We start from the raw sequence: 26,591 nt of genomic DNA, 5'->3' as shown, positions 1-26,591 counted from the left end.
GGCGGGGCAGTGGGGCTCCCTTTTCTCATGCTTGATCTTTCGCACTCCGAAGTCTGGTTTATCACGGGTAGCCAGCACCTCTATGGTCCCGAAACCCTGGAACAAGTGGCCCAACACTCCCGGCAGATTGCCGAGGCCCTGAGCTCCGCGCTGCCCGTGAAAGTGGTGTACAAGCCGGTGCTCACCGGCCCCCAGGAAATCTACCAGCTGATGCAGGAGGCCAACACCACGCCCGGCTGCGTGGGCCTGATTGCCTGGATGCACACCTTCTCGCCGGCCAAAATGTGGATCAACGGCCTGAAGATTCTGCAGAAGCCGCTGGCCCACCTGCACACCCAGTTCAACCGGGACATTCCCTGGCAGGACATTGACATGGACTTCATGAACACCAACCAATCGGCGCACGGCGACCGGGAGTTTGGCTTCATCGGGGCCCGTATGCGGCTGAAGCGCAAGGTGGTGGTGGGCCACTGGCAGAGTGCCGGGGTGCACGAGCGGCTGAGCATCTGGGCCCGCGCCGCCTGCGCCTGGGCCGACTGGCAGGGCGGCCGCATCGTGCGCTTCGGCGACAACATGCGCTACGTAGCCGTAACCGAAGGCGATAAAGTAGAGGCCGAGCTGCAGTTCGGCTACGAGGTGAATACCTACGGCATCGGAGATTTGGTGGCCGTGATTAACGCCGTGAGCGAGGAGCAGGTAAACGAGCTGCTGGCTACCTACGAGCAGCAGTACGAGCTGGGCGACACGCTGCGGGCCGGCGGCAGCCAGCGGGAAAGCCTGCGCGAGGCCGCCCGCATTGAGGCCGGCATGCGCCAGTTTCTGCAGGAGAAGAAGGCCATTGGCTTCACCGATACCTTCGAGGATTTGCACGGCATGGCCCAGCTGCCCGGCATTGCCACCCAGCGCCTGATGGCCGAGGGCTACGGCTTTGGGGGAGAAGGGGACTGGAAAACCTCGGCCCTGGTGCGGGCCATGAAGGTGATGGGCGCGGGCCTGCCCGGCGGCAACTCCTTCATGGAAGACTACACCTACCACTTTCAGCCCGGCAACGAGCTGGTGCTAGGCTCGCACATGCTGGAAATCTGCCCCAGCATTGCTGAGGGCCAGGCCAAGGTAGAGGTGCACCCCTTGGGCATCGGTGGCAAAGCCGACCCGGCCCGCTTGGTGTTCAACTGCCCGGCCGGCCCCGCCCTCAATGCCACCATCGTGGACCTGGGCCACCGCTTCCGGCTGGTGGTGAACGAGGTAGAGGCCGTGGCGCCGGAGCAGGAGTTGCCTAAGCTGCCTGTGGCCCGGGTGCTGTGGAAAGTGCAGCCCGACCTGGCTACCGGAGCGGCCGCCTGGATTCTGGCCGGCGGGGCTCACCACACCGGCTACAGCCAGAACCTGACCACCGAGTATCTGGAGGACTTCGCCGAAATGGCCGGTATCGAGTGCCTGGTGATTGACGAAGCAACCAGGCTGCGCACCTTCAAAAACGAGCTGCGCTACAACGAGGTGGCCTTTGGCGGGCGCTAGAAGCTGATTAGGGCGTCATGCGGAGTTGATTATAGCTACACCACTAGTAGCAGCTTTTATCAACTCCGCATGACGCCCTTGTTTTAAGTGGTCAGCTTTCATTCCTCCTACCTTTGTGTTTGAAGCTACTCTGCCTGACGGGTTGCCCGAGTGCCAAACAGCTTCCGCGCCCTGAACTGATAACCGGCTATGCCTCCTCGTAAAAAAACCACCGACGCCGCGCCCCACTCGCCCGTTTCCATGGCCGACCTGGCCCGGGAGCTGGGCGTGTCCATGACTACTATTTCGCGGGCCCTGAGCGACCATCACAGCATCGGGCCGGAGATGAAGCGGAAGGTGCAGAAGCTGGCCAAGAAGTACAATTACCAGCCCAACCGGGTGGCCTCGGCCCTGCGCAAGGGCCGTAGCAAGCTGCTGGGCATCATCGTGCCTTACATCGAAGGGCGGTTTTTCCCCTCGGTAGTGCACGGCATTGAAACGGCCGCCAGCCGGGCCGGCTACAACGTCATCATTTGCCAGTCGCACGAGGATGCTGAGCAGGAGCAGCGCAACGTGGAGGCCTTGCTGAGCGCCCAGGTGGCCGGTATTCTGGTGTCGTTGTCGCGCACTACCCGGGAGCTCACGCACTTTGACAAGGTGCAGGCCCGGGGGCTGCCGCTGGTGTTTTTCGACCGGAGCCCCGAGGGCGCTGCTGTTAATGCCGTAGTCCTCAACGATTACGAGGGCGCGTACCAGTCAACCCGCCACCTACTGGCCCAGGGCTGCCGGCGCATTGCCCATCTGGCCGGGCCCCAGCACCTGAGCATTTACCGGCAGCGCCACCAGGGCTACGTGGCCGCGCTGCGCGACGCCGGTCTGGCCCCCGACGAGGCCCTGATCTGCTTTTCTGACATGACCCAGGCGGAAGCTGCCCAGGCCATGCGCGGCTGGCTGGCCCTGCCGCAGCCGCCCGATGCCGTATTCGCCGCCGGCGACTATGCCGCGCTGGGGGCCCTGCAGGAGGCGCAGGCCCAGGGCTGCCGGGTGCCCGAGGAAATAGCGGTGGCCGGGTTCAGCAACGAGGCCTTTACGCTTATCACGCGGCCCACTCTCACCACCGTCGACCAGCGCTGCAATGAGATGGGCCAGGCTGCGGTACAGCTGCTGCTGGAGTTGATTGAGGCCGCCGGCACCCCCTTCACGCCCCGCCAAACGGTGCTGCCGCCCCAGTTGCTCATCCGCGAATCGTCGCAGCGGGAAGCGGCGGCTCCACCAGCTTCGGGCAGGCAGGCCAACGCTGCGGCCCGTTAGTAACTCCTGCAATGACCAGCAAGTACCTGCTCTTCGTGGATACCGAAACTACCGGCCTGCCCGCCCGTTGGCACCGCCCCTACAGCGAGGAGTGGGAGTGGCCGCGGGTAGTGCAGGTGGCCTGGCAGGTGTACACCGAAGCGGGCGAGCTGGTGAAGGCATTTGAAGCGTATCTGCCGATATCGGCAGCTGAGCTACCCGCCCAGTCGGTGGCCATTCATGGGCTGACGGCCGATTTTCTGGCTGCCCACGGGCAAGAGCCCATCCAGGTGCTCAATACCTTTTTGGCCGATTTGCGCCGCTATCAGCCCCGGGTGATAGGGCATTTTCTGCGGCTGGATTTTCATGTGTTGGGGGCTGCGCTGCGGCGTGCGGCCCTGCCAAACCCGCTGCCGGCCCTGCCGCAGTTTTGCACCATGCAGCTCAGCGCCGCCCCTGGCCTGCACCCGGGCGGGCGCCCGCTCCGGCTGGGCGAGCTGCACGAGCTGCTGTTTCGGGAGCCCATGGCCCGCCTGCACGACGCGCGCCTGGATGCGGAAGCCACGGCCCGGTGTTTCTTTGAACTGCGCCGCCGCCAGCTGATTCCGGATGCGGTGCTTAATGGCCAGCCGCTGCTCACGGAGCCCACCGAGGTTGCCCCGCGCTTTTCGCTCTGGCCCTGGGTGCTGGGCCTGGTGGGCGCGTTTGTACTGCTTTACCTGTTTTGGCATGGATAACCGCCTCGCTTTTCTGCGTACCGTTGCGCCCTTCAACCTGCTGCCCGAGGAAGTACTGAGTGGGCTGGGAGAGTTGTTGACGGAAGTGCAACACCCCCGCGAAACGCTGCTGTACCAGCAGGACGTGACCAAACTGCGCCACCTCGATATTATCGTGGAAGGCGGCTACGAAACGTTTTTCTTCGATAGTGAGCAGCACAAGCGCCTGCCCGAGCTCTACGGCCCGGGTACCTGCTACGGGGGCATGTCCATTCTGCTCAACAAGAAACGCTCGTTGCGCACGGTGGTGGTGCTGAAGGGCACGCGGGTGCTGCAGCTGCCCCGCCGCGACTTTCGGGCCCTGTGCCTGGCCTACGAGCCGTTTTTTACCTACTTCACGGCCCGGTACGGGGAGCGGATGCTCAACGAGGAGTATGCCCACTTCGTGAAGCCCGACTCGCCGCCCCAGCAGAATTTTCTGGTAGCCGACCAGCTGTTTTCGCGCCGTATCAGCACCCTGGAAGTGCGGGAGCTGGTGCGTTGTGCCAGCCAGGAACCTATTTTTGAAGCCGCCCGCCGCATGGCTGCCGCTAAGGTGAGCTGCCTGTTTGTGGAGCAGGAGCCGGGCGGGCCCATCGTAGGGTACTGCACCGATATTACCCTGCGCGACGCCGTACTAGCCCAGTGCCGCGACGCCCGCGGGCCGGTGGGCGAGGTGGCCGCCACCCCGCTGGTAAGCATCAATCAGGATGCCTTCGTGTATGAGGCCGTGCTGCGGATGTTCCAGACCAAAACCCGCTACCTGCTGGTGGAAAACCGGGGTGAGTACGTAGGCTTTCTGAGCCGCAACAAGCTGCTGGCGGATTTGGCCCAGTCACCGTTTATGTTCATTCAGGCCGTGAAGCTGGCCCAGAGCACCCGGGAGCTGAAGCGCCGCTGGGAGATGGTGCCCGACATTGTGAACCAGCTGCTGAGCCGGGGCGTGAAGGCCGACATCGTGAACCAGGTAATCACCACCGTGGCCGATACCATTGCCCTGAAGGTGATTGAACAGGCCCTGGCCGAGCTGGGGCCGGCCCCGGCCCGCTTCGTGTTTATGGTGCTGGGCAGTGAGGGCCGCAAGGAGCAAACCCTGGCCACCGACCAGGACAACGCCATCATCTACGAGGACAAGGCCAACGAGCAGCGCACCATGGTGCGCGACTATTTCCTGCGGTTTGCCACCCGGGTGTCGGATGAACTGAACCACATTGGGTTGCACTACTGTACGGGCGGTTTCATGGCCAAAAACTCCAAGTGGACGCACTCCCTCTCGTACTGGAAGGGCTACTATCGGCAGTGGATGAGCGAGTCGAACCCCGAAACGGTGATGCAGATGGCTACTTTCTTCGACTGCCGGGGCCTGTACGGCGACTTCACGCTGATTGACGAATTGCAGGGCTTTCTGCGCGAAGAGCTGGTCCAGCCGCTGGAGCGGTTTCTATTCTATATGGCCAAAAACGCGCTGCAGTACGAGCCTCCGCTCACGTTCTTCCGCGGCTTCCGCACCTTCGCTCAGGACGGGCAGCAGGTGTTCGACCTGAAAAAAGCCATGGCCCCCATCGTGGACCTGGTGCGCGTGTACGCCCTGCAAAACCGGGTGTTCCTTACCAATACCGGCGAGCGGCTGGCCCGGCTGCGGGAGCTGGGCGTGTTTCGGGAGCAGGAGTACCAGGAGCTGCTGCAGGCCTACTACTACCTCATGGGCATGCGCCTGCAGAAACAGGCCCGCCAGCTCATCAACGACCACGCCGCCCCCACCAACTACCTCGACCCCAAAAAGCTCACCCAGGTAGAGCAGGTCACCCTCAAGGAAATCTTCAAGGTCATCGGCGACTTCCAGGTGAAAATCAAAGTCAACTTCACCAAATCGTTCTAGGGCTGCACTGCCGGGCACTTATCTAGATAAAAATTAGAACGTCATTCCGAGCGGAGCCGAGGATTCTCGCGTGCTGACGTTGGATTATTATTACAACATCAGCACGCGAGATTCCTCGGCTCCGCTCGGAATGACGTGCAGGCGTAATTCAGTGGTACCAAAAGGGAGCCGGAAATTCATTTCCGGCTCCCTTTTGGTACCACTGGTAGTCAGATGAGCTACTAACGGGCAGCTTTATAGTGCACGTCAGGCAGCTGGCGCAGGCGCTGGGCGGCGGCTTCGGGAGTGATGTCGCGCTGGGCGTTGCCGAGCAGCTCGTAGCCCACCATGAACTTGCGTACGGTGGCCGAGCGCAATAGCGGGGGGTAGAAGTGCAGGTGCAGGTGCCAGGCCTCGTGCTCCTGGCCGTCGGTGGGGCGCTGGTGCAGGCCGGCGGAGTAGGGGAAGGAGGTCTGGAACAGGTTGTCGTAGCGGATGGTGAGCTGGCGGATCATGTCGGCCAGCGCGTCCTTTTCCTCGCCCGTGAGCTGGGTCAGGTCCTGCACGTGGCGGCGGGGCAGCACCAGCGTCTCGAAGGGCCAGATGGCCCAGTAGGGCACCACCGTCACCCAGTGCGCGTTTGCCAGCACCACGCGCTGCTGCTGCTCCAGCTCCAGGGCCAGGTAATCCGAAAGCAGGCTGCGGCCGTGCTGCTGGAAGTAGGCCTCTTGCTGCCGGGTTTCCTTGGCCGGCTCGCCGGGCACGGTGCGCTGAGCCCAGATCTGGCCGTGGGGGTGGGGGTTGGAGCAGCCCATCACCTGGCCCTTGTTCTCAAAAATCTGCACGTAGTTGATGTCCGGGCGGGCACCCAGCTCCTGGAACTGCGCGGTCCACACGTCCACCACCCCGCGAATAGCCTCCGGGCTCATTTCGGGCAGGGTTAAATCGTGACGGGGCGAGAAGCAGATGACCCGGCCCACCCCCGATTCGGCCTCGGCCCGCAAGAGCCCGCCAATGTTGACCTCGCCCACGGGTGTATCGGCCAGCAGGGCGGCAAAATCGTTGTCGAAGACGAAGGTGCCGGTGTAGGCGGGGTTTACTTCCCCGTTGGCGCGCACGTTGCCGGGGCAGAGGTAGCAGGTAGGGTCGTAGGCGGGGCGGGGGGCCTCGTCGGTGGCCTCCTGCTGGCCCTGCCAGGGGCGCTTGGAGCGGTGCGGGGAAACCAGCAGCCACTCGCCGGTGAGCGGGTTGTAGCGGCGGTGCGGGTGTTCAGTCAGATCAAATTCAGCCACAGCAAAAGGGAAAAGCAAGTCAGAAATTAAGCGCCAACGGTTGCGGGCACGGCACTCACGCCCGCCACAATGTGGGCGTGGTAGGTTTCCAGCGGACGGCCATACTGGGCGGTGAAGCGCCGGGATACTTCAGCCACGAAATCCTCCACGTGCTCGGGAGCCACCAGGTTGATGGTGCAGCCGCCAAAGCCGCCGCCCATCATGCGGGAACCGAACACGCCGGGCAAGTCGCGAGCGGCTTCCACCAGTACGTCCAGCTCGGGGCAGCTCACCTCGTAGTCGTCGCGCAGGCCGGCGTGGGAGGCGTACATCCGCTGGCCGAAGGAGGTAAGGTCGCCGGCCGTGAGGTAGTCGCAGGCACGCAGCACCCGCTCATTTTCCTCAATTACGTAGCGGCAGCGGCGGTACGTCAGCTCATCCAGTTCCGCCTGGTGCTTTTGTAGCTGTGCCAGGGTTACGTCGCGCAGGGTTTGGATGGTGGGGTAGTGCTGGCGCAGCACCGCCACACCCCGCTCGCACTGGCTGCGGCGCACGTTGTACTCCGAGTCGGCGAGGTTGTGCTTTACGCCGGAGTTGCACAGCACCACCTGGGCGGCCTGGGTATCGAAGGGGAAGTACACGTACTCCAGGGAGCGGCAGTCGAGGCGCACTACCTGGCCGGCCCGGCTCATGATGCTGGCAAACTGGTCCATGAGCCCGCACAGCACGCCGGCAAACTCGTGCTCAGCCTTCTGGGCCAGCTGGGCCAGCTGCAGCGAGTTCAGCCCGTAGTTGTTCAGCTGGTTCAGGGCATAGGCCAGACCGCACTCCACGGCCGCCGACGACGACAGGCCCGCGCCCATTGGAATGGTGCCGCCGAACACGCAGTCGAAACCCTGGACGGCCAGGCCGCGCTTCTGAAACTGCGCCGCTACGCCCAGCAGGTAGTTGGCCCACTGCACCGGACCGGGCGTGAGCTGCTCGCCGGTCAGCTCCACCTCGTGGCGCTCCTGCTTGTCGTAGGAAACCAGCCGGATGCGGCCCAGGTCGTTGGGGGCTACGGCGAAGAAAATTTCCTTGTTGATGGCGGCGGGCAGCACAAAACCACCATTGTAATCCGTGTGCTCACCAATGAGGTTGACGCGGCCGGGGGCGCGCACCAGCAGGGCGGCATCGTGGCCGAAAGCATCGGTGAAGGCGCTGGCAATGGCGTGAACGAGGGCTTGCATAAGAGAAGGGGAAAAAGAGAAAAATCTGCGCGGCAGTTTATTTTACGGAAACCGTAAGCGGGGAGGCCAGACAGGTTGCAAAATGGGAGAGGTAGGCGTCCCAGGCTTCAGCGGAAGCAAACTGTCCGCTTTTCTGCCAGCCGAACCCGGCGTAGAACACTACCTGGCTGGCTTTGGGACGAGTTATGAGGTAGAGCTGGCTCTGGTCTTTCTGGGCGGAGCGGTGGTCCTGGTAATCGGTGAGGTAGCCGGGGGCCACCACCACGCCGGTGCCCAGGTAGGAGTCGTCGATTTTCTCCCAGTAGCGGGCCCAGCCGGCTTTGGGGTCGGCCTGCACCTGGCCTTTCTGCTCGTGCAGGGTGAGGCCCACGGTGAGGTTGGGCAGGGGCTTATCGGCCGCTACGTGCTCCTCGTAGCGGGTGAGGTTGGAGCCCAAATCCAGGCTGATGCGCTTGGTTTCCGTCACGCGGCGGCCGTTGGCATCCCAGGGCGCATACGTCAACTCAAACACCGTGCGGATGGGCCCCAGGGCCAGCACTTTGTAGCCGGTGAAGTTGCGCGAGACGTACAGCTTATCCCCGTCGAGCACGCCGGTGCCGCCGGTGCCGCGGCTGCTGCCCACGTGGTAGGGGTCGTAACCTTCACCGGTATCAGTGTGGTAGGCAAAGGGCTTTTCGTGCACGTGGCGGCCGTACCACTTGTCAATGATCGGGTAGGGCACGCGCTTCAGCCAGCAGTCCATGCCGCTGCTGAGGGTGCCGTTGGGGTCTTTGCGGTCAAAGAGCTCCTGGGCGTTGGGGCCGTAGGTGCGGAAGGCCACCCGGTCGTTTTCCCAGGCAAAGTCATCCGTACGCTCGGGCACAAAGCGGGCGAAGGTGGTGAGGGTAGGCGAGGCCGCTGGGGGCGTGCCGGCCGTAAGCACAAACCGGCGGGTGCCCCTGGCTGGCACGTCGGTCTGGAATAGCAGCTCCTCGGGCTGGCCGTCGGCGTTCAAATCCAGCCATTGGCTCACCAGTACCGCGCCGCTCTGCGCGTCCTTCACCACCAGTCCGTTGGGCCCCAGCTGCTGCATGGCCTTCGAGAGCTGGCTTACCGGCAAGCTCACGGTTTCCTGCGTGCGGGCCACCGGCAGGCGGTTGCGCACCGTTACGGTTTGCTGCACCGGAGCCGGGCGGGCACCCAGCAACAGGGCGGTAAAAGGAAGCAGCAGGGCGGATATATTCATCGGGAAAAGCAGGTTAGGTTCGGCTGCCGGGTAGGCAGCCAAAGGTGGGCGTTAGGAGGCGTGGTCGGTTTTGACGTCCTGCCCCGACCAGATGCGCTGGGCCGTCCAGGGTTGGGCCGGGCTGCTCCAGAAGGCATCGGTGGCGGGCAGGCCCAGCGGCAGAAACGCCGTGGTGCACAGGTACAGGCTGCCCGTGGAAATGTACTGCTCCCCGATACCGGGCTGGTGCCCGCACAGCCCAATCTGCAGCCAGCCCTTCGCATCAAAGGTGCCCTTAGCCTCCAGGGTGCGGCGGATAACGGCCGTGAGGGCGTTGCGCACCTGCCCGGCCGGCAACTCCTCGGGCAGCAGCTTCTGCAACGAGGCCTGCGCCAAATGTTGGAAAGCCCCGCAGCGGTAAGCCAGGGAGCGGCCGAAGGCGGCAAACGAGCCATCGGGGGCAATGAGGCGCTCCTGCACGGCGGCGTAGCGCCGGGCCCGGGCCTGCAGCTTCTCCAGCAGCTCCTTGTTCTCCTTGCCCGCGGCCACCAGCGTGCCCACCACGTCCAGCAGCATGGGCTGAATCACGTAGCTGTTGTAGTAGTCCCAGTGGTAGTCGGGCCCGTCGCCGTAGGTGCCGTCGCCCTTGTACCAGGTCTGGTGCTCTTTGATGGCGTAATCCATGCGCATCAGGTCGCCGCTGCCGGTAAACCGGAGCAGCGCGGTCTCAATTATGGCGCTGAACAGCAGCCAGTTGCTGTAGTAAGGCTTGATAACGCGGGTGCTCTGCAGGGCTGCCGTGAGCTGTTGCCTGGCGGTTTCGGGCAGCTTTTCCCAGAGCTGGGTAGGGGCCCGCAGCAGGGCGTGGGCCAGGAAGGCCGCATCCACCACCGGCTGTCCGCCCTGGGTGAAGTTCATGAAATCAGCAGCCTGCGGATTCACGGCGTTAGCAATGGCCTGGCGGGCCAGCTCGGCGCAGCGCTGCTGCTGGGCGCGTTCCGCAGCGGGCACGTCGGCCAGTTCCAGCCAAGGGGCCAGACCGGCCAGGGTGCGGCCCAGGGCCTCCAGGTGCGTTACCTGCCGGCGGCCCGCTTCGTGGCCGGGGGCGGTTTCCACGGGCATGGTGGCCCGCAGCTGGTTCTGGGCCGTGGCCGTCAGTACCGGTTCGGCCACCCGCAACAGCGTAGCTACCCAGTAGTCCCGGTCGGTAGGTTTGGGGGCGGGGGGCAGGGTAGCGGCGGCGGAAACGGCCGTCGGCAATGCCAGCACCGAAACTCCGGCTCCCAGGCCCGTGAGGAAAGAACGTCGTTGCATACCCGGTTAATCGGTCAGTGGACTACTAGATCCAAAGAACCCACAAATTCACTAGCAATAGTAGCAGACGCAGCCCCCGGAATCGGGGGCTTTTTTAAGGAAAGTGCAGGGGCAGATTCGTCGGTAGCCTGTAAGCCCTTTTCCTGCAAGAGCACGCCGTTACAGGTAATAGTCAGTTTGTCAGGCTGGCACGAGCCGGTGAATACAGATTGCGGAGGAACATGCTGCGGCTAGTGCCGTTCCTATGGTTAGTTGGATGTTGAAGTAGCGCCGGCTTCCGGTGGCTGACGCTCGCACCATCATTTTCGGCCTTTCACCGTTACTTGCAGCATGCAGGCACCATCTCGCTACACGTACACCTCGGAGCTATATGAGCGCCCGGCCCTGGTCAGCAGTGCGGAGCTGGCCTGGCCGGGAGTGCGGGTGGAGCGGTTTCAGCTGGAGGCCATGACGCTGCCGGCCCACGCCCACGAGCAGCACCTCGTTCTGATACACCAGGGCAACGAGCCCATCATCAACAGCCGCCAGACCGGACCCCGGTTAGAGGTCGACCAGTTTCGGAGCGGGGATGTGGGCATCTACCCGGGTGGCGAATACGGCGCTTTCGGCTGGGACGGACCGGTGGACATTGTGCAGGTGAATCTGGATGCCGCCGCCTTGGAAACCCGGGCCCGCCGCGACCTGGACCTCCGGTATTTTTCCCTGCACGAGCGGTTTCGGTGCGAGGATGGGTTGCTGGCCCAGGTGGGTGTGAGTTTGCTGACGGCGGCCAGCCAACCGCACGCGCTGGGGCAGCTCTACGCCGAGTCGCTGATAACCGCTTTCAGCTACCATCTTATCCAGCACTACGCCTCGTTTGAGCGGCGGCTGGCTGGCAAAGCCGTGGCTGGGCTGCCCGCCGCGGTGCTGGCCCGGCTGGACGACTACCTGGAAGCCCACGCAGAGCAACCCGTTCGGCTGGAGGTGCTGGCGGAACTGGCCAACCTGAGCGTGTTTCACTTCGCCCGGCGCTTCAAGCACACCACCGGCCGCTCGCCCTACCAATACGTGCTGGAGTGGAAAATCCGGCGGGCCCGGGAGCTGCTGCGGGCCGGCGCGCTGCCGGTAGCCGCCATTGGCGATGCGCTGGGCTTTGCCTCGCCGGCGCACTTTGCGGCGGCTTTCAAGCGGGCCGTGGGCCAGAGCCCCCAGGCGTACCAGCGGGGGTAGAGCAATCTAAAAGAGCAAGAATCGACAAGTAGTGCGCAAGAATTGGGCGTGGTGCCGCGGGGCCGCCGCTGACCTTTGGGGTAATTCCGGCTGCCTCCGGTTGGCAGCGGATTCACCCTCACATACACGCACATGCACACGCTTTCTGCCATTCCCGCGGCCTACTCCGATGAGGAGCTGATCAAACAACTACCCGGCTTCACCAACCACTACGCCACCGTGAACGGGGTGCGGCTGCACTACGTGGAGGGCGGGCAGGGCCCGGTGCTGGTATGCCTGCCGGGCTGGCCCCAAACCTGGTATTCCTACCACCCCATTGCCGCCGAACTGGCCCGGCACCACCGCGTCATCATCCTCGATATCCGGGGCATGGGCAGCTCGGACAAGCCCGCTACCGGCTACGATAAAAAGACGATGGCCCAGGACGTGCACGAGCTGCTGCGCCACCTGGGTATTAGCCGGGCTTCGCTGCTGGGCCACGATATTGGCGGCATGGTGGCCGCCAGCTTCGGGTTCAACTACCCGGAGGCTACTGAGAAACTGATTCTGGCCGACGGGGCACACCCCAGCGAAGGGATGCGGCAAATGCCGCTGCTGCCGGCCCCCGGCGCGTTCGGGGAGAAAATGGACGGGCAGCAGCCGTACGCGTGGTGGATGGCCCTGAACCAGGTGAAGCACTTGCCGGAGCAGCTGCTGGCCGGGCGGTTCCGCTACCTGCTGGACTACCTGTTCCCCTACGTGATGCTCGATGACAGCCACATGACGGAGTTCGAGCGGGCGGTGTACGCCGCCCACTATGACCTGCCCGAGAGCATCCGCGCGGCCAACGCCTGGTACCAGGCTTTCAACCAAGATATTGCCGATGCCGCCACGTACAGCCGCCTCACCATGCCGGTGCTGGGCATCGGGAGCTGCGTATCATACGGCTACCTGCGCATGAGCCTGCCCTACATGGCGGAGAATGTGGAAGTAGTCGGGATTCTCGATAGTGGGCACTACCTATTTGAGGAGAAGCCGGCCAAGGTGCTGGAACTGGTGCTGGATTTTCTGCAGCAACCCGCCGCCCAACGCCACTCCGTACCCGCCGAGGCTTCTGCAAAGTAAACGCTAACTAACCGCGAACCGGCCTTCCCCGCCGAGTGGAAACTCCTTGTGTACGCTACTCGGTGGGGGAGGCTGGTTCGCGGCGCTGGCGGTGCTGCTTGGCGTACTCCGACGGGGCCACCCCGAAAATCTTCTGGAAGGTGGTGCGGAAGTACTTAGCATTTTCGATGCCTACCTGGAACGCCACCTCCGACACGCGCATCTGGGTGTGGGCCAGCAGTTGGGCGGCCCGCTTCATGCGCACGTCCCGAATAAACTCGATAACCGTTTGGCCTGTGATACTCTTGATGCGCCGGTACAGCACCGATTGGCTCATGCCAATTTCGCGCACCAGTACCTGTACGCTGAACTCCGGGTTTTCCAGGTTCTGCTCTACAATGGCCATAGCTGATTCCAGGAACTCCCGGTCGGCATCGGCCACCACAATTTCGGTGGGCTCCAGCAAAATCTGCCGCTGGTAGAACTCGTGCAGCTTGCGACGGTTGCGGAGCATGGTTTCGGCCTTGGCCTGCAGCAGCGTGGGGTTGAAGGGCTTGTTCATGTAATCATCGGCCCCCATGCCTAAGCCCTCTAACTGGTGGGTTTCGGCGGTGCGGGCCGTGAGCAGCAGCACCGGAATGTGGGCCGTTTTGGGATGCTGCTTCACGCGCTGGCACAGCTCCAACCCGTCGCTGCGGGGCATCATCACATCCGAAATAATCAGGTCGGGCAGCTGGTGCAGGGCTTTGTCCCAGCCCACCAGGCCGTCCTCGGCGGTGCTCACTATATAGTCACCCTCGAACAGCTGCTGCAGGTACTGGCGTACCTCGTCGTTGTCTTCCACCACCAGCAGGCGGGGCGGGCCCGCATGCACCGGGGCCGAGGCCGGCAGGTCGGTTTCTTCCAGGGGCGTGAGCAGTTGCTCCTCGTCGATCTGCAGGGGCGTGGCCTCGTCGGTGTCGGGCTGGATGTCCTCGGGGCGCAGGTGCTGCTGGCCAAACGGCAGGCGCAGCTCGAAGGACGTCCCAATGTCTACGGTGCTGGCCACGGTGAGCTGCCCGCCGTGGCGCTCGGCAAACTGCCGGGCCAGCGAGAGGCCAATGCCGGTGCCCGTCATGCGCAGGGTGTTGGTGTGCGAGGCTTGGTAGTAGGGGTCGAAGATGCGCTCCAGCTCGTTGGTCTTAATGCCCACGCCCGTGTCGCTGACGTTGATTTTGAGGTAGTTGCCCGTGAGTTGTTCGCCGGTGTACACGGCCTCCCCGCCGGGGCTGCCAATGATGGTGGCCGACAACTCCACCCGGCCTTTGTCGCGGGTGTACTTGAAGGCGTTGGCCAGCAGGTTGGTGAGGATGATTTCCAGCTTGCTTCGGTCGAAGTACAGCTGCACCGGCTCACTGGGCACGTCCAGCACGTACTGCACAGCCCGTTCCTGGGCTTTCAGCCGAAAAATGGCGTAGATGTCGGTCAGGAAGCGGGTAACGTCGCCGGGCACGGCGCGCAGGGGCACGTTGCCGGTTTCCACCTTGCGGAAGTCCAGCAGCTGATTCACCAGTTCCAGCAGCTTGCGGGCCTGCTGGTGCATCAGGTTCACCTTGCCGCGCAAGTCCTGCACCGGGCCGGTGCTGCGCATAATCTCCTCCATGGGCCCCAGAATGAGCGTGAGCGGGGTGCGTAGCTCGTGCGAGACGTTGGTGAAGAAGCCCAGCTTCAGGTCGGTTACTTCTTTCTCCTTCTGCTTCTGGAACTGCTCCAGCGCCAAGCGGTTCTGCAGCTCCTGCTGGGCCATTTCGTTGCGGCGGTACAGCAGCACGCCGCCCACTACAACCACCCCGTAGAGCACGTAGGCCCACCAGGTTTTGTACCAGGGCGCGCGCACATCAAACTGCATGGCCGCCACCTGCTTCGACCACACGCCTTCCCCGTTGCTGGCTTTCACCTCGAAGGTGTAGTGCCCGGCCGGCAGGTTGGCAAAGGAAGCCGTGCGCTGCCCGGGCGCCGGGTACACCCAGTTCTGGTTGTAGCCCACCAACCGGTAGGCGTAGCGGTTTTTCTGGGGGTTGGCGTAGTTCAGCCCTACAAACTCCACCGAAAAGTCGTTTTCGGAGGCCTTAATGGTTACGGATTGCGGCTTGGACAGCGGCTGCTGCAGCACCACGCGCCCGTTGAACTCCTGGCCCACGGCCACCGGCTGGTTGGCAATGCGCAGGCCCGTAATCTGCACCACGGGCGGGTAGGGGTTGGGCTGAATGGTGTGGGGCTGGAAGTAGCTGATGCCGTTGACGCCCCCGAAGTACAGCGTGCCATCCTGGGACCGGGCCGCCGAGCCAATTTTAAAGGCGTTGCTCTGCAGGCCATCGGCCACGTCGTAGCGCAGGTACTGGCGGGTGCCGGGCGTGAAGCGGTACAGTCCGGTGCCGCCAATCCAGAGGTGGCCCTCGTCATCGGCCAGGATGCTTTCTACGTCGGTTTCGGGCAGGTATTTGCGGTAGCTCTGCACGGTTTCCCGGCCCTGAGCATCGGTGCTGAGGCGGTGCAGGCCCCCGCCAATAGTGCCCATCCACAGGTTTTCTTCCCGGTCGAGCAGCAGCGGCCACACATAGTTTACGGTGAGGCCCTTGGTACGGCCGGTGGGGTCGGTTTTGAACTGGCGCAGCACCTGCAGCGAGTCGGCGGTGGGGCGGAGCTTCAGCAGGCCCGCATCGGTGGTGCTGGCCCAGAGCACGTCGCGCTGCCGGTCGTAGAGCAAGTAGGTAAAGTGGTTGGTAGGCAGGCCGGTTTTGCCGGCGCGGTAGGTGCTCAGCACGTTTCCCTCGGGCGTAAGGCGCACCAGGCCCGAGGTGAACGTGCCCACCCACAGCGTGCCAAACCGGTCCTCAGCCATGCTTTCCACCCCGGCCCGGCCCAGGTCGGTGCCGTTGGGCAGTTGGCGCATGGTGGTGAGCTTATCCTGGCCGCCCCGCCGCACCAGGCTGGCCAGGCCGTAGCCCCGGGTGCCAAACCAGAGCGTGCCGTTGCTGCTCTGGAAGATGTTCGCCACATCGACCCCGCGGGTGGTGCTGTTTTTCTCCTGGTTGAGGTAATTGCGGAACGTGCGCCGGGTCAGGTCGTAGGCGGCCACGCCGTTGCGGGTGCCAAACCAGAGGATATTCCGCGCCTCTTCCTTATACAGCGTGTTCACGTAGTTGTTGGACAACGATGACTGCCCGCCCAGCTGCCGCCGCAACCGCCCGAAGGGCTTCTGCCGCAGGTCCACTTTATTGAGGCCGCCCGCCGAGGCGCACAGCCATACAATCTGGTTGCGGTCCTCAAAAATCTGGTGGACGCGCTCTGAGTTGATCTTGAACGGCTCCCCGTCCTCGGGCAGCAGCAGGGTAGGCGGAGCCGGGCGCAGGGGTGGGGTAGTGCCCGTAACGGCCCCGGCCTCCCAGATATACAGCCCGTAGATGGTGCCCACCCAGAGCCGCCCAAACGAATCCAGTAGCAAGGACTGGAGCTGCGGATACGTGAGGCTCTGGGGGTGCTCGGTGAGGCGGCGCACGGTGCGGCGGTTGGCCGCGGCTACCCAGTACACTTGTTGGCCAGTGCCCACCCATAAGTCGCCGCGGCGGTCCAGGTGCAGGGCCCGTACGGGGGCCGTCAGCTCGGTAGCTTCGGCCGTGAGGTGGGTGCTTTCCGGGCGCACCACGCGCAGGCCGCCGTTCAGGGTGCCAATCCACAGCTTGCCCTCCACGTCGGCGGCCAGACTGGTTACCTGCAGCTGGTCCTGGGCCGAGGGCGTGAGCGGAGCCAGCTGGGTAAGGTCGGTAAGGGCGCCCTGCTTGTCGAAGGTCAGCACAAATACCCCGTCGTTCTGAGTGCCTATCCACAGCCGGCCGCGCTTATCGGAGGCCAGCGCCGAAACGCTGACGCGGGCAAGCTTCTGCAGCAGGGGCCGCAGCCGCTCGGGGCCAGTGGTTTCGTCGAGGTTCAGCAGCTGGTCGGCGGCGGCATCGTAGCGGCTGAGGCCGGCCCGCTCGGTACCGGCCCACAGCCGGCCATCGGGGGCCACGTGCAGTACCTGAATGCGGTTGGCCGTAACGCCCTTGCGCGGGTTTACGGGCAGCACGTACTGCTTTAGGTTGTAGCCGTCGTACCGGTCGAGGCCCCGGTTGGTGCCCACCCAGATAAAGCCCGACCGGTCCTGGGCCACGGCCATGGCGTCGCTGTGCGACAGGCCTTGGTCGACGGTGAGGTGCTCAAAGCGGAAGTCTTCCGGGGCCGTGTTCTGGGCCTGCACCGCCGCGGGCAGCAGCAGCAGCAGACAAAGCAGGGAGCCGGCAAGGGGCCATTTGGTGGGAAGCGGGAACGTCACGAATGGGTAGGGGTGGGGCGGCAGAAGAAACAAGGACGCAGGGCAAAGCAGCTGGGCTGGAGCAATGCACAAGCCCCACGGAGGAGCTGTGGCTACGAAAATAACATTCTGTCCGCGAATTACTCCCCCCTGCCAACCAGCCCAGGAAGCTCCCGGCGGCCGAAAGCGCCTACGCCAAAATACACCCCCCTAATTCGCCTAAAATCCCCCCCATTCGCGGGGGAAGCGGCCGGCTACTTTTAGGGTAGCAAGGCGGCTCAGGTGCTCCCGGAGTCCCGAACTGCCTACTTGTTCTGCCGGCCTGCATACCTCTTTGCTACAGGAGTTTGGCGTTTTACTACTCTCTGCTACCATGCGTATTCACCTAGCGGCCGTTTGCCTGAGTTTCTGGAGCGGCGTAGCCCTGGCCCAGGCTCCGGCTGCTCCCGCCGTTGCTGTCGGCGCCAACGTGAAACACACGGCCTTTCGCCCCGGCGAGCAGTGGCACGATACCGAGGGCAACCTCATCAACGCCCACGGCGGCGGCGTGCTGCGGGTAGGCAAAACGTACTACTGGTACGGGGAGAAGCGCGCCCAGCAGCAGGAAGAAGGCGTGACGGTGTACTCTTCCCGGGACCTGTACAACTGGCGCTACGAGGGCGTGGCCCTGCAGCCCAGCACCCAGCCCGGCCACGACATTGAGCAGGGCTGCCTGATGGAGCGGCCCAAGGTGCTCTTCAATAAGAAGACCGGTAAGTATGTGATGTGGTTTCACCTGGAGCTGAAGGGCAAAGGCTACAGTGCCGCCCGCGCCGGGGTAGCCGTGGCCGACAAGCCTACCGGACCCTTCCGCTACGTGAGCAGCTTCCGGCCCAACGGCCACATGTCGCGCGACATGACGTTGTACCTCGACGACGACGGCCGGGCCTACCACATCTACTCGGCCCGGGAAAACTACGACCTGCGCATTGCCCGGCTCTCGGATGATTTCCTGACGGCTACCAAGCAGGATACCCTGCTGTTCAGCAACCACCGGGAGGCCCCCGCCGTGTTCAAAACCGGCGGCAGGTATTACCTCATCACCAGCGGCTGCACCGGCTGGGACCCCAACCAGGCCACGCTGCACGTCGCCGATACCCTGTTCGGGCCCTGGCAGGAACTGGGCGACCCCATGCGCGGGCCCAATGCCCAGAAAACCTTTGGGGGGCAGTCAACCTACGTGCTGCCGGCCCCGGGGCGGCCGGGCTCGTTCATCTTCCTGGCCGACCGGTGGAACCCCAAGGACCTGAAGGATAGCCGCTACCTCTGGCTGCCGGTGCAATTCCGGCAGGGGCAGCCCACCATTGAGTGGCTGGACCGCTGGAACCTGGACTTCTTCGCCCAACCCGGCGCTAAGTCGGCGGGGCAATAGGGGCGTAGGCGCTGGTTCCGGTGTCAGTGCAGGATCCTTGTGCTCAAAGAAGTAAGGCCTTACTTACGAAATCCTGAGAAACCACTTAAGGAACCAGCAGCCGGCGAATTAGGCCCCGCTTATTGCTCAGAAAACGCCCGCAGTTCGGATACTAAGCCCAATACATTTGACTGCTGATCAACTGATTTTCAGCAGTATCAGCGGGGCTTGCCGGGGCTGGCGTTCCCACGCCGCCTGCCCGGGTATTCCGCCGACTTCATCCGCTTTCTACACACCATTTTCCCACTCGGCCTACCGGCCCCCACAACCCACGCATCTATGAGGGTAAAACATTTACTCCTGTACGGCGCCCTGGCTCCCCTCCCCGCCGCTCTGGCCGTTGCCGCCCCCGGGTCGGCCGCCGCGCTGCCCACCCGCGAGCCAGCGCCAGAAGTTACGGTAACGGGTACCGTGACTGATAATAACGGCCAGCCGCTGCCCGGTGCTACCGTGGTGGTGAAAGGCACTGCCACCGGGGCCAGCACTGATGCCGATGGCAAATTCAGCCTGCGCCTGCCCGACGGCAACGCGGTGCTGCTGGTGTCGTCCATCGGGTTTGCGGCCCAGGAAATTCCGGTGAACGGCCGCAGCAGCCTGAGCATCCGCCTGCAGCCCGATGCCAAAGCTCTCGACGAGGTAGTAGTAGTGGGCTACGGTACCCAGAAACGCTCCGACGTAACCGGTTCCGTGGTGTCGGTGCCCCAGGACCGCCTAGAGAAGCTGCCGGTGGCCAACGTGGCCCAGGCCCTGCAGGGCGCGGTGGCGGGCGTGACCATCACGGGGGGCTCCAACCTGCCCGGTGCCCAGCCGCGCATTCAGATTCGGGGGGTGCGCTCCATTACGGCCAACACCGACCCGTATCTGGTGGTGGACGGTCTGCCGTTCCCGGGCAACTTCAACGACATCAACCCCAACGACATTGCCTCCATTGAGATTCTGAAGGATGCTTCCTCCACGGCCATTTACGGTACGCGGGGCTCCAACGGGGTTATTCTCATCACCACCAAGCGGGGCAAAACCGGTAAGCCCCAGATTCGCTACAACGGCTACGCGGGCTTCGAGAACCTGGTAACCCGCCTGCATCCGCTCGATGGGCCGGCCTACTCGGCCAAGTACCAGGAGTTTGCCCGGCAGCGCGGCATCAACGTGACGCCCGTGCCCAACACCGGCGAGCTGGACAACTACAACAACAACCGCACCGTGGACTGGATGGACCTGGTAAGCCAGCAGGGCTACCTGCAGGACCACAACCTGTCCTTCTCGGGTGGTACCAACGACATCAAGTACTTCGTGTCGGCGGATTACTTCAAGCAGCGCGGAGTGCTGAAGGGCTACCAGTTTGGGCGCGTGAGCCTGCGCACCAACGTCGACGCCAACCTGACGCCCTGGCTGACGGTGGGTACGTCCTCGTTCTTCTCGCGCAACAACGACGATGGGGGCCGCGTGGACCTGGGCCTAGCCCAGGTAGCCAGCCCCTACGGCAACGTGTATAATCCTGATGGTACCTACACCATCTTTCCGCAGCCGCCGGAGCAACTCATTCGCAACCCGCTGCTGGGCCTTACCACTACTCGGGAAAGCCGCGTAAACCAGCTCACCGGTACGGCCTACGCCGAGGTGCAGCCGACCTTTCTGAAAGGGTTGAAATACCGCATCAACGGCACGTACTCGTACCGGCCGTACCGCTACGCCTACTACGAAGGGCGGCAGTTTGGCAACCAGCGCGGCTTTGCCCAGCTTACCAACGACGAGCGGCACAACTACACGCTGGAAAACCTGCTGATTTACAACCACGACATCGACAAGCACCACTTCGATGTGACGGCCCTGTACAGCGCCCAGCAGAACACCTACTTCACCACCACCGAAAACGCCTCGGGCTTCATCAACGACCAGATCGGGTTCAACAGCATTGGCTCAGGCTCCAATCCGCCCACCATCGGCTCCTACAGTGAGCGGCGGGCCCTGGTGTCGCAGATGGGCCGCCTGAACTACTCCTACGACTCGCGCTACCTGTTTACGGCCACGGCCCGCCGCGACGGTTCGTCGGTATTCGGGGCCAATGCCGATAAATACGCCATCTTCCCCTCGGTGGCCTTGGGCTGGAATGTGGCCAACGAAGGCTTTTTGCGCGGCAACTCCTTGGTAAACCAGCTGAAGCTGCGCTTTAGCTACGGTACCACCGGCAACGAGGGCATCGGGCCCTACGGCACCATCACCGGTAACGCCCTGCTGCAGTACGCCTACGGCGGCGTAACGGCCGTGGGCCTGCGGGCCAGCAACATCGGCAACAGCAACCTGAAGTGGGAGCAGACCACCAGCACCAACTACGCGGTGGACTTTGGCGTGCTGAATAACCGCATTACGGGTACGGTGGAGTATTTCGATGCCAAAACCAAAGACCTGCTGCTGGCCCGGCAGATTCCGATTATCACCGGTTACGGCACCATTCTCGACAACATCGGGCGGGTGCAGAACCGGGGCGTGGAGCTGACGCTGGCTACTACCAACGTGCGGGCCGCCAATTTCACCTGGGAGTCCAACGGCAACTTCTCCGTAATCCGCAACAAGGTGCTGGAGCTGTACGGCAACGGCACCGACGACATCGGCAACCGCCGCTTCATTGGCAAGCCCCTGGGCGCCATCTACGACTACCGCATGGTGGGCGTGTGGCAGGTAGGGGAGGATGCTACCTCCCTGGACCCCGGCGCCAAGCCCGGCGACCTGAAGTTTGCCGACCTCGACGGGGACGGCAAAATCACCTCCCTCGACCGGCAGTACCAGGGCTCTACGCAGCCCAAATACACGGCGGGCCTCACCAACACCTTCACCTGGAAGGGCCTGAGCCTGCGCGTGTTCCTGCAAACGGTACAGGGCGTGCTCAAGAACAACCCCACCCTGAACTTGGTGGACTTGGGCGGCCGCCTGAACACCCCGCGGGAAGTGGGCTACTGGACCCCTGATAACGCCCGCCAGGACCGCCCCGGCCTGAACTACTACAACCCCCGCGGCTACGGCTACCCCAGCAACGCCAGCTTCACCCGCCTCAAGGACGTGACGCTGAGCTACACGCTGCCGGCCGGCCTCACCGAGCGTCTCAAGCTGGGCGGCGTGTCGGCCTACGCCTCGGGCCGCAACCTCTACACCTGGACCAAGTGGGTTGGCTACGACCCCGAGCAGAACTACACCCTGGGCAACGGCACGGGCAACGTGGACGGCGGTACGCCCAACTTCCCCAACTCGGCCAGCTACGTGCTGGGTCTGAACGTGACCCTGCGCTAATTCCCACCCTTGCATTCCCTCTGACGACCGATGAAACGCATTTTACTAGCCACTGCCAGCTTGCTGGGCCTGGCTCAGGTGCTTAGCTCCTGCGACAAAGAATACCTCGACGAAACCCCCAAGTCCCTGTACACCCCGCAAACCGTCCTTACCGACTCCCTGGGTTTTGAGGCGGCCATGGCCGGCCTGCAGTCGGTGGTGCGGGAGCAGTACACCCACTCCGACCAGCAGGGGCTGATCAGCATCATGCAGCTGGGTACCGACGTGGCCATGCCCGGGCAGGTGCAGGGCGTGGAAGTGCCCTACTACAACTACAACCAGCTTACGGCCCAGGACCGGGGCTCGGAAATTTTCTGGAGCTGGGCCTACCGCACCATCAACAACGCCAACCAGATTATTGACGGCGCGGTCATGGCCCCTTCCACGGTGCGCCAGGGTTACAAGAACCGCATCAGCGCCGAGGCCCGTTTCTTCCGCGCCTACGCCTATAACTTTCTGGCTACGCTGTGGGGCGACGTGCCCCTGGTGGACAAGCCCGTTACCTCGCCCCGCACGGACTTCACGCGTACGCCGGTAGCCGACATCAACGCCTTCATCATCAACGACCTGACCACCGCCATTCCGAGCATGCTGCCCGGCAACCGGGTTATTTCGGGGCGGATTTCGCGGGGCGCGGCCCAGCAGCTGCTGGGGGAAGTGTACCTGCGCGACAACAAGCCCGCTCTGGCCGAGCAGGTGCTGCGGGACCTGATCAACAGCAACGTGTACCAGCTCATCCGGGCCCGCTACGGGGTGAAGTCCAACCAGCCCGGTGACTATTTCTCCGACATGTTCATTGTGGGCAACCAGCGCCGCAGCCAGGGCAACACCGAGCTGATCTGGGGCATTGAGCAGCAACTGCTGATTCCGGGCGGCACCACCAGCGCCCAGCAGCGCCGCGTGTGGGTACCGGCCTACTACAACGTGCCCGGCATGGCCCTGGCCGACTCCCTGGGCGGCCGGGGGCTGGCCCGCCTGCGCCTGAGCAACTGGGTGGATTACCGCCTCTACAACTCGGGGCCCGACATGCGCAACTCCAAGTACAACCTCAAGCGCAAGTTCTACTACAACGACGCCTCGCGCCCGGCTACGTTCGGCAAGCCGGTAACCGGCCTCAAGGGCTCGGATACCATCTTCTACATCACGCCCTACACCACCAAGTGGAACCAGTTTGACCCCACCGACACCTTCGGCTTCGGTACCATCAAGGACCTGCCCATGATGCGCCTGGGCGAAACTTACCTGTTGCTGGCGGAGGCTCAGTTCAAGCAGGGCAAGCTCGCGGATGCGGCCACGTCCATCAACGTGCTGCGCACCCGGGCCCAGGCCGCCCAGGTAACCGCCAGCCAGATTGACCTGAACTTCATTCTGGATGAGCGGGCCCGGGAGCTGATTGGGGAGGAGCAACGCCGCATTACGCTGGTGCGCACCGGCACGCTCATTGAGCGCGCCACCCGCCTCAACGGCGCCTTCGTCACCGGCCTCACCCAGAAAAACCTGCTGCTGCCCATTCCGCAGGCCGAGCGGGACCGGAACATCAGCGCCAATCTGGGTCAGAACCCCGGTTATTAAGAAATTGAACCGACGGCTGGAGCACCCGCTTCGGCCGTCGGTTTTTGCTTTGTCTGTCTCCATCTTTTCTGTCATCCTGAGCATGTCGCGCATCAAGCGAGGACGAAGGACCTTACCACGTCTGAACGAGTATCGTTGCAACGTAAAAGGTCCTTCGTCCTCGCTTGATGCGCGACATGCTCAGGATGACAGCCGGTTTTATCAGCTCATCCATTCTCCTTCCACCGCTCCGTGCTCAAACCCATCCTCACCGCCGCGCTGCTGCTCCTGACTCTGGCGGGCCGGGCCCAACAGGCCGGGCCCACCAACGCGGGTATGCCTTCGGTGCCGCCCGCCGCCGAGAAGCTGCCCCCGTTCGAAATCAACCAGCCCGACCGGCAGCTAAGCCCGTTTACCGGCATGACGCGCCGCCACTGGCAGGAGGCGGCCCGCTACCTGCTCAGCGGGGCCTTCAGCTACGTGCATAAGCTGGACGACCCGATGCAGTTTCCGAAGCAACCGGGCAAAAGCTACTCGCGCACTCCCGGCCAGGTACCTACCGAGAAGCTGGAGGGCCTGTGCCGCACGCTGTTTATGGCCGCGCCCCTGCTGAAGGAAGAACCCGGCCTCACGCTCAACGGCATCGGGGTAGCCGACTACTACCGCCACCAGCTCGGCCTGCTGGTAAACCCCGCCAGCCCCAGCTTTATTAAGCCCCGGGCCAAGGATGGTGGCCCCAGCCAGAACCTGGTAGAGTTTGGGGGGCTGAGCGTGGCTTTGTTTGCCGCGCCCGAAATCCTGTGGGACCCGCTGCCCCAGCCCACCAAGGATGCCCTGGCCGCCACCATGCTTAGCTACGGCGACGGGCCCACGGTGCCGCAGAACTGGCGCTACTTCAACATCTTCATCCTCAGCTTTTTCGATTCCAGAGGCTACCCGGTCAATAAAAAGCTGCTGGAAGAATACCTGCAAAAGCAGCTGGCCCACTACGATGGCCAGGGCTGGTACAATGATGCGCCCACCTATGACTACTACAGCATGTGGGCGTTTCAGATGTACGGCCGGCTGTGGAGCGAGTACTACGGCCGGCAGCGCTACCCCGAGGTGGTGCGCCAGCTCGATGCGAACTTCGCCCCGCTGCACGACACGTACCCCTACCAGTTTGGGCGCGACGGGCACATGATTATGTGGGGACGCAGCATCACGTACCGCTTCGCGGCGGTAGTGCCCTTCCCGCTGATGGGCCTGCGCCCCGCCGCCGATACCAACTTCGGCTGGATGCGGCGCATTGCCTCGGGGGCTATGCTGCAGTTTCTGCAGAACCCCGATTTTCTGCAGGACAACGTGCCCACGCTGGGTTTCTACGGGGCCTTCGAGCCGGCCGTGCAGCCCTACAGCTGCCGGGGCAGCGTGTACTGGCTGGCCAAAGCCTTTCTGGGCCTGCTGGTGCCCGCCGACTCGCCCTTCTGGACCGCCCCCGAGAACGAGGGCGCCTGGGCCACGCCGGCGCTGGCCAGCGGCACGGTGTTCAACAAGTTCGAGGCCGGCCCCAACATTCTGGTAACCGACTACCCCAACACCGGCGCGGCCGAGCTGCGCGCCCCCTGCCACCAGCCCAGCTCCGACCCTTACCGCGGCGACGAGAACTACAACCGCCTGAGCTACAACTCGGCCTTCCCCTGGCAGGCCGACGGCCCCAACGGCGGGGTAGCCATGAACTACGTGTTCAAAAATCAGAAAGGGCAATGGGAGCCGCTGCGCCTGTACACCTTCCGCCGCTTCGAGGAAGGCGTGTACTACCGCGACGCCGTGCTGGAAACCAACCCCAACGTGAAGCTGCGCCTGGCCGACGTGCCCCTGCCCAACGGTATCCTGCGGCTCGATGTCAACCAGAGCACCGAAACGCTGCCGCTGCGCCTGGGCCACTACGCCCTACCCAACCTCACCGGCACGGTGCGCCGCAGCACCCGCCGCGTGCAGGGCCGCACCGTGCACCTCCTCGACAACGGCACCTACCAGCTGGCCCTGGTACCCCTGCAGGGTTGGGACGCGGTGGAAGCCGTGGACGCTACCGGTCTGCACCCCGTCAGCCAGAAAAGCACCGTGCTCAACGCTGTGGGCACCTCAGCCCCAAGCCGGCCGCTGCTGGCTACGTTGCTGCTCTGGAAACGCTCGGGCCAGAAGTGGACCAAAGCCGAGCTACTGCCCGTGCGCAGCCTGTCGGCCGCCGACTACCGCAGCATCACCGTGCAGATGGCCGATGGTACCCGGCGGGTAGTGCGGTTTGAGGAGTAGGAGCACAGCCTGTCACGCTGAGCTTGTCGAGGAATCTCAACTGCTGGCTAAACTCAATGACCAACTCTCCAATGAGTAAGACATTTGACAAAAAAATCTTTTACCTGCCTGTGTTCCCCTCCCACAAACACTTTGAACTGCGTGCTGTCTTTACGCGTGACAAGTAAGTAGGGGACAACAAAATCGCCGGGCGGATTATAGTATGGCGTGATTCGTGCAATATCCTGGTAATAAGCTGATTCTATCTCGTAAGCGCGCTGGCCACGCCAGTAGTGCCCGATGCGTTTAGTAGTACAGTAATTACCAGCACCTTCGACTCCGTCATTATTAGAATAGAACTGGTAAATCTGTTCGTCTTCGCTCAGTTGGGCAAGTGCTTTGATTCGGGTGGTTTCATTAGCAGAGAGTTGGTCACCACGGTATGTTCTCTCGCAACTGCTTAGCCCAATTGCTGCCGCAGCTACAACCAAAATTCTATTTAAGATTGAGTGAGGCATAAAGAAGCGGTAATAAAATCTCAGGGGGCTTCTGCGCGCCAACTGGTTATAATCAGTGGTTAGCAGTCAACCACTGATTTAGATAGCAAATTATGAGATGCGTCTGAATCTGTGCCGCGAACATCGGTATGCTTCACGATAAGGGCCGATGCCTTACACACTAGCGACCATTACAACATCAGCCGAGTGAGATGCTTCGCCTCCGGCTGGGCATGACGTTCTTTTATAAAACCCGCTGAAAAACAACTTGCTGACGAATAAGACCCGGCTAAACGCCCAATTTGTCCCGCCTGCTTTACCCTGATGCTGCTGAACTTTGCCATAGGCAGAACGGGATACGAAGTACTGTTAACCGCTTTGCCAACGGCTTTCAGCAGGCCACAAACCACGCGGCGCCTTGGGTGCGCTGCCGCAGCACGACCAGGGTGAAGGGGACC

The 26,591-nt window shown here is 63.3% G+C and carries 16 protein-coding genes; 10 read left to right on the top strand and 6 right to left on the bottom strand.

Annotation, left to right across the window (positions count from 1 at the left end; all coding sequences use genetic code 11):
• Positions 1-27: 27 nt before the first annotated feature.
• The 4 genes from araA to ACN19L_RS06365 all read left to right on the top strand — a co-directional run bounded on the left by araA (position 28) and on the right by ACN19L_RS06365 (position 5,421).
• Entirely contained in the window at positions 28-1,518 is a 1,491-nt protein-coding gene (gene araA, locus ACN19L_RS06380) for an L-arabinose isomerase (RefSeq protein ID WP_426492697.1), read from the top strand.
• Between the two features lie 189 nt (positions 1,519-1,707).
• The gene (locus ACN19L_RS06375; protein WP_426492696.1) at positions 1,708-2,808 is read left to right on the top strand and encodes a LacI family DNA-binding transcriptional regulator; all 1,101 of its coding nucleotides are present in this window, start codon (positions 1,708-1,710) and stop codon (positions 2,806-2,808) included.
• 11 nt (positions 2,809-2,819) lie between these two features.
• Complete coding sequence (locus ACN19L_RS06370) at positions 2,820-3,524, top strand: exonuclease domain-containing protein (protein WP_426492695.1); 705 nt, start codon at positions 2,820-2,822, stop codon at positions 3,522-3,524.
• On the top strand, positions 3,517-5,421 hold the full coding sequence (locus ACN19L_RS06365; protein ID WP_426492694.1) for a DUF294 nucleotidyltransferase-like domain-containing protein: 1,905 nt from the start codon (positions 3,517-3,519) through the stop codon (positions 5,419-5,421). Before ACN19L_RS06370 ends, ACN19L_RS06365 begins: the two co-directional genes overlap by 8 nt.
• 221 nt (positions 5,422-5,642) lie before the next feature.
• On the opposite strand, the gene ACN19L_RS06360 is transcribed toward ACN19L_RS06365, so the two are convergent.
• From ACN19L_RS06360 to ACN19L_RS06345, 4 genes are read right to left on the bottom strand one after another with little or no spacing between them, the layout of a single operon-like run.
• Positions 5,643-6,692 (bottom strand): UDP-glucose--hexose-1-phosphate uridylyltransferase, encoded by a 1,050-nt coding sequence (locus ACN19L_RS06360; RefSeq protein WP_426492693.1) that lies wholly within the window; start codon positions 6,690-6,692, stop codon positions 5,643-5,645.
• A gap of 26 nt (positions 6,693-6,718) precedes the next feature.
• Positions 6,719-7,900: a galactokinase gene (gene galK, locus ACN19L_RS06355; protein WP_426492692.1), complete on the bottom strand. Its 1,182-nt coding sequence runs from the start codon at positions 7,898-7,900 to the stop codon at positions 6,719-6,721.
• 37 nt (positions 7,901-7,937) lie between these two features.
• Positions 7,938-9,125, bottom strand: coding sequence for a DUF4861 family protein (locus tag ACN19L_RS06350; RefSeq protein ID WP_426492691.1), 1,188 nt, complete (start codon positions 9,123-9,125; stop codon positions 7,938-7,940).
• 51 nt (positions 9,126-9,176) lie between these two features.
• Positions 9,177-10,418 carry a DUF2264 domain-containing protein gene (locus ACN19L_RS06345; protein ID WP_426492690.1) on the bottom strand — a complete coding sequence of 414 codons (1,242 nt, stop codon included), beginning with the start codon at positions 10,416-10,418 and terminating at the stop codon, positions 9,177-9,179.
• A gap of 330 nt (positions 10,419-10,748) precedes the next feature.
• Between ACN19L_RS06345 and ACN19L_RS06340 the strand changes: the two genes are divergently transcribed.
• Both ACN19L_RS06340 and ACN19L_RS06335 read left to right on the top strand, forming a co-directional pair.
• Positions 10,749-11,627, top strand: coding sequence for a helix-turn-helix domain-containing protein (locus ACN19L_RS06340; protein ID WP_426492689.1), 879 nt, complete (start codon positions 10,749-10,751; stop codon positions 11,625-11,627).
• Between the two features lie 132 nt (positions 11,628-11,759).
• On the top strand, positions 11,760-12,731 hold the full coding sequence (locus tag ACN19L_RS06335) for an alpha/beta fold hydrolase (protein WP_426492688.1): 972 nt from the start codon (positions 11,760-11,762) through the stop codon (positions 12,729-12,731).
• A 55-nt stretch (positions 12,732-12,786) separates the two neighbouring features.
• On the opposite strand, the gene ACN19L_RS06330 is transcribed toward ACN19L_RS06335, so the two are convergent.
• Positions 12,787-17,061, bottom strand: a complete 4,275-nt coding sequence (locus ACN19L_RS06330; protein ID WP_426492687.1) for a hybrid sensor histidine kinase/response regulator transcription factor — start codon at positions 17,059-17,061, stop codon at positions 12,787-12,789.
• Positions 17,062-17,413: 352 nt separating this feature from the next.
• Between ACN19L_RS06330 and ACN19L_RS06325 the strand changes: the two genes are divergently transcribed.
• The 4 genes from ACN19L_RS06325 to ACN19L_RS06310 all read left to right on the top strand — a co-directional run bounded on the left by ACN19L_RS06325 (position 17,414) and on the right by ACN19L_RS06310 (position 25,657).
• Positions 17,414-18,451 carry a glycoside hydrolase family 43 protein gene (locus ACN19L_RS06325; protein ID WP_426492686.1) on the top strand — a complete coding sequence of 346 codons (1,038 nt, stop codon included), beginning with the start codon at positions 17,414-17,416 and terminating at the stop codon, positions 18,449-18,451.
• Between the two features lie 318 nt (positions 18,452-18,769).
• On the top strand, positions 18,770-21,772 hold the full coding sequence (locus tag ACN19L_RS06320; protein ID WP_426492685.1) for a SusC/RagA family TonB-linked outer membrane protein: 3,003 nt from the start codon (positions 18,770-18,772) through the stop codon (positions 21,770-21,772).
• A gap of 30 nt (positions 21,773-21,802) precedes the next feature.
• Positions 21,803-23,383: a RagB/SusD family nutrient uptake outer membrane protein gene (locus ACN19L_RS06315; protein ID WP_426492684.1), complete on the top strand. Its 1,581-nt coding sequence runs from the start codon at positions 21,803-21,805 to the stop codon at positions 23,381-23,383.
• Positions 23,384-23,614: 231 nt separating this feature from the next.
• Positions 23,615-25,657 carry a DUF2264 domain-containing protein gene (locus ACN19L_RS06310; RefSeq protein ID WP_426492683.1) on the top strand — a complete coding sequence of 681 codons (2,043 nt, stop codon included), beginning with the start codon at positions 23,615-23,617 and terminating at the stop codon, positions 25,655-25,657.
• Positions 25,658-25,710: 53 nt separating this feature from the next.
• Here the strand turns inward: ACN19L_RS06310 and ACN19L_RS06305 are convergent, their stop codons facing one another.
• Entirely contained in the window at positions 25,711-26,154 is a 444-nt protein-coding gene (locus ACN19L_RS06305) for a hypothetical protein (RefSeq protein WP_426492682.1), read from the bottom strand.
• Positions 26,155-26,591 lie beyond the last annotated feature (437 nt).

This window comes from Hymenobacter sp. 102 (assembly GCF_049949205.1).
In the GTDB taxonomy this organism is placed as follows: Bacteria; Bacteroidota; Bacteroidia; order Cytophagales; family Hymenobacteraceae; genus Hymenobacter.
The sequence above is the reverse complement of the archived record's forward strand: the minus strand, read 5'-3'. Positions and strand labels throughout refer to the sequence as shown.

Excerpts from the sequence above, each read along its gene's own strand:
- araA (WP_426492697.1), top strand. The coding sequence starts at position 28 with ATGCTTGATCTTTCGCACTCCGAAGTCTGGTTTATCACGGGTAGCCAG.
- ACN19L_RS06375 (WP_426492696.1), top strand. The coding sequence starts at position 1,708 with ATGCCTCCTCGTAAAAAAACCACCGACGCCGCGCCCCACTCGCCCGTT.
- ACN19L_RS06370 (WP_426492695.1), top strand. The coding sequence starts at position 2,820 with ATGACCAGCAAGTACCTGCTCTTCGTGGATACCGAAACTACCGGCCTG.
- ACN19L_RS06365 (WP_426492694.1), top strand. The coding sequence starts at position 3,517 with ATGGATAACCGCCTCGCTTTTCTGCGTACCGTTGCGCCCTTCAACCTG.
- galK (WP_426492692.1), bottom strand. The coding sequence starts at position 7,900 with ATGCAAGCCCTCGTTCACGCCATTGCCAGCGCCTTCACCGATGCTTTC.
- ACN19L_RS06350 (WP_426492691.1), bottom strand. The coding sequence starts at position 9,125 with ATGAATATATCCGCCCTGCTGCTTCCTTTTACCGCCCTGTTGCTGGGT.
- ACN19L_RS06345 (WP_426492690.1), bottom strand. The coding sequence starts at position 10,418 with ATGCAACGACGTTCTTTCCTCACGGGCCTGGGAGCCGGAGTTTCGGTG.
- ACN19L_RS06340 (WP_426492689.1), top strand. The coding sequence starts at position 10,749 with ATGCAGGCACCATCTCGCTACACGTACACCTCGGAGCTATATGAGCGC.
- ACN19L_RS06335 (WP_426492688.1), top strand. The coding sequence starts at position 11,760 with ATGCACACGCTTTCTGCCATTCCCGCGGCCTACTCCGATGAGGAGCTG.
- ACN19L_RS06325 (WP_426492686.1), top strand. The coding sequence starts at position 17,414 with ATGCGTATTCACCTAGCGGCCGTTTGCCTGAGTTTCTGGAGCGGCGTA.
- ACN19L_RS06320 (WP_426492685.1), top strand. The coding sequence starts at position 18,770 with ATGAGGGTAAAACATTTACTCCTGTACGGCGCCCTGGCTCCCCTCCCC.
- ACN19L_RS06315 (WP_426492684.1), top strand. The coding sequence starts at position 21,803 with ATGAAACGCATTTTACTAGCCACTGCCAGCTTGCTGGGCCTGGCTCAG.
- ACN19L_RS06305 (WP_426492682.1), bottom strand. The coding sequence starts at position 26,154 with ATGCCTCACTCAATCTTAAATAGAATTTTGGTTGTAGCTGCGGCAGCA.